Below are 3608 nucleotides of genomic sequence, written 5' to 3'. Positions count from 1 at the left end.
TCACTCCTGCTGGAATGGTATGGAATACAACATGGGGAACTGGCAACACAACGGTAGACAGTAACGGGTTTATTAAACGTGCCTCTCCAATTATAGACATTAACCCCGATGGTACATTTACAACTAACGACGAATCAGAAGGCGCTACGGTAACTCGTATCTCTCAAGGACAATATATCATTGACGGCGTACTCGGTTTTAATGCTGACGCAGGCTGGGGCGGTGTTGATGGCGGTATTGAAATTCCACTCGATGTAAATAAACAACCGCTAATATGGGTTAACTCTAAAATTAATTCCGACGGCTCTATTCTCGTTAAAACTTATCATCGCACTCATCCTGATGCACCATCATTTGCGAATAATGAAATTGATGGCTTTAAAAATGGCGACCCAATTGATATTCCAGCTGGTCGTTTTATTTCTGTTCGTGTACAGATGCCAGAGCAATCAATCTATAACGTGAGAATGCGTGAGATGGAAGAAGCGCAGAAAGCGGAAGAGGAACGCAGACAAAAAGAAGAGGAAGAAAATCAGGACACCAATAAGACACCAGAAATTGATAACTAATTGATTATATAGCTCGGTCGGTTCTATCAAGCATCGACACTACTCTGTTTTCAAATACTGCGCTGAATTTTATTAACTACTTCTTACTTGATTTATTTCAATTATAGCCGAAATCACTATGACATTATGTTGTGGAATTATTATGAGGAAAATTCTAAAGAAACATAATAATTACTTTTTATTGCATTCTTTAATACATTAGCTGCCTATATGTTATAGGCAATAAGCTTTGAGATTGAACTTCTAATGCTGAAGCAGCAGTAAACAAAAGGTCTACAGTGAATTTGATATTTCCATTTTCTAATCGAGAATAATGTTGTTGACTTATCCCAAGTAAGCATCCCATTTGTATACCGTTAATTTTAGTTCTTTTCTTTTATTTTCTTTTATTTTTTTACTGATGATGAATTTCAATGTATTCATGACGTTGTCCCGATTATAATATCCTGCAACTAAACTAGATAGAGCAAAAAGTTATAAGATTAATTTAGTTTAAATAAAAAATACGGTTTTTATATTGTTTATTTTATGAGGGTGTGTTTTTTTGTTTTCTTTCAATTGGTTGTGTGCTTTTTGTGAGGTTTTCTCTATCTGATTTAGATGGCTATTTATTAGTTATTTCAATATTGTGTTAATAATGAAATTATAGATTATACAATAAATAAAAATTTTTCATTTATTGTTCACTTTACTCTTTTCCACTATTTATCAAATGATACCCTATATAAATGATATTGATTTTCATTGTTATTTGATTGCTCTATTTTGTTGAAAGATATTTATACTGGTTATTTCTATTTTGAGCATATGATTATAATAAAAATTAACTTTAATGTTAAAAATAAAGTGAAACTCTTGAGTGTTGTTTTTTATTGTTGATTATAGTTTTAATGTATTGTATTAATATATTGTTCGTCAGGTTTTCATTTGAAAATCTTAACATTACGTTTATTAAATTTTAGCCCGTATTTATACGGGTTTTTTTTACTGATATAATTGTGAGTGTAATTATAAGATATAGCTAAAAACTTAAGAAAATTAGTGAAGAATTCTATTAAATTATAATTACATTATAAACTTTTAATTTTAGTTAGTTATAGTATAGTTTGAGATTAATACAAAAACATCTGATATAAAGTATATTACTTAGTTCTGATATTGATGATTTAATCAAATGATTATGTTGTTGCATCTTCCTTTAAGTTAAATAATTAGTTTTTTATTGTTAGCTAAGTGATTTTAATAAAACTTAAAAACAACTAATATCATTGTTACAATATTATAAGATTTAATTAATGTAAGAATATTTACTTTGTGAATTTTATCATATAGCATTTCTTTAATGTTATAACTCATTGGGTTTATTTCTTTATTTATGAATTTTATATTGAATTGTAGATTCAGATATTGTCTATTATTTATTCTGTTTCTGAGTTTTCATAGTATTGCGAATAGCGATTATAATAAGAAAAGTAACAATTTGATAACTGAGGATCAATTGATTGAGGATCCTACTCTATTATTACGATTATTCATTCCTGCATTAATAAGAAATGATGTGGAAGGTGTCGAATTATTATTTTCTATTTATAAAAAACAAAAAAAACAAGAAGATGATGAGTTGTTAATATGGGGTAATGCTATTATTGCTCGTAAGAATAAACAATTAGATAAGTCAATATCATTATATAGAAGTTTAGTTTCTAGAAATCCTAAATTATTATTTGCTCGATTACAGTTAGCAATTGCATTATTTGAAAATAAAGAGAATGAGGCCGCATTAGAACAATTTGATAAACTAAAAAGCGAAAATTTGAATGATAATATAATTGATATTATCAATAAATATTCAGAAATAATCAATCATAAGAATGATTGGTCATTTAATGGTGGTATTGTTTATCTAAATGAGTCAAACATTAATAACTCTCCTAAATTAGGTGTTAATACTGAAAGTTGGAAGAGTACATCAAAGCCTGAAAGTGCAGAAGGTTTTTCTTATATTGGTGTGGCTGAAAAGAAGTTATCGATATATAAAAATTATTTTTCTTTATTGAATGTTCAAGGAAAGGGAAAATATTATTGGAATAACTATAAATATAATGAAATATCTTCTAGAGTAAAAGTAGGATTTGGATATAAAGATTTAACTAATGAGGTGTTATTTTTACCTTTTGTCGAATACTCATGGAATCCAAATAAAACTCAACAAAATAGCTCTACACTTCATCGTTATTCAAATACAATTGGAACAGAGATTGAAATAAACAATTGGTTAAATAAACAATGGAAAAATTCACTCTCGGTTGAATTATCAAGGCAAAGTTATCATAAGGAAAAACTACTGAATGGTAATGTTTATTCTGTATCTGATACAATATTGTATATATCAAATAGTAATCAATATTGGTTTTCTGGAATAGATTTTTATCACAAAGAAGCTAAAAATAAAGCTAATGCTTTTGATCGATTTAGTGTCCGTGCAGGTTGGGGGCAAGAATGGTTACAAGGTATTTCTACTCGTTTTCAATTTGGTTATGCTAAGCGTATTTATCAAGGAGCAATAGCAGAAGAAAATAATTATTGGGTTCCTAATTTTTATAAAAAAACACAAAAAAATGATGAGTATAGTGTTTATATAACATTGTGGAATCGAAATTTTTATTTTTATGGAATTACACCTAAAATAACATGGGTATATCAAAAAATAGACAGTAGTAATTTATTTTATAGCTATGATAAAAATAATTTTTATCTTGAGTTTAGTAAATATTTCTAATTAAAGTTGGATATTATATTATGAAAAAAAGTATACTTTTTGTTGTGTTACCTCTGATTATTGCTGGATGTTCTAGTGGTGGTGAGAACAAAGATAATAATGTCACTCAGGAAAATAAAGTCGATATTATATCTAATAATCCTACATCTAGTTTAAATAAAAAGGAAAATAAAACAGTTAATGAAGAGGTAAATAAAGAAACACGTAACGAAGTAAATAAAAAAGTTAATGAAGAAGTAAATAAAGAAGCACGTAACGAA

Annotated in this window: 4 protein-coding genes; 3 read left to right on the top strand and 1 reads right to left on the bottom strand. The window is 27.7% G+C overall.

From position 1 onward, the window contains the following. On the top strand, positions 1-569 hold a 569-nt coding region (locus tag M997_RS17585), incomplete at its 5' end, for a phage tail fiber protein (RefSeq protein WP_487246380.1). A 190-nt stretch (positions 570-759) separates the two neighbouring features. On the opposite strand, the gene M997_RS17785 is transcribed toward M997_RS17585, so the two are convergent. Beyond that, positions 760-915, bottom strand: coding sequence for a helix-turn-helix domain-containing protein (locus M997_RS17785; protein ID WP_239994729.1), 156 nt, complete (start codon positions 913-915; stop codon positions 760-762). Positions 916-1944: 1029 nt separating this feature from the next. Between M997_RS17785 and M997_RS11660 the strand changes: the two genes are divergently transcribed. Next, positions 1945-3348, top strand: coding sequence for a surface lipoprotein assembly modifier (locus M997_RS11660; protein ID WP_082918433.1), 1404 nt, complete (start codon positions 1945-1947; stop codon positions 3346-3348). Positions 3349-3368: 20 nt separating this feature from the next. After that, positions 3369-3608 (top strand): hypothetical protein (locus M997_RS11655; RefSeq protein ID WP_211267750.1); only part of this gene is annotated, 240 nt, incomplete at its 3' end.

It is taken from the genome of Proteus hauseri ATCC 700826, assembly GCF_001654965.1.
Taxonomy (GTDB): Bacteria; Pseudomonadota; Gammaproteobacteria; order Enterobacterales; family Enterobacteriaceae; genus Proteus; species Proteus hauseri.
This window is presented reverse-complemented; position numbering and strand designations above follow the sequence as displayed.

Excerpts from the sequence above, each read along its gene's own strand:
- M997_RS11660 (WP_082918433.1), top strand. The coding sequence starts at position 1,945 with ATGAATTTTATATTGAATTGTAGATTCAGATATTGTCTATTATTTATT.
- M997_RS17785 (WP_239994729.1), bottom strand. The coding sequence starts at position 915 with ATGGGATGCTTACTTGGGATAAGTCAACAACATTATTCTCGATTAGAA.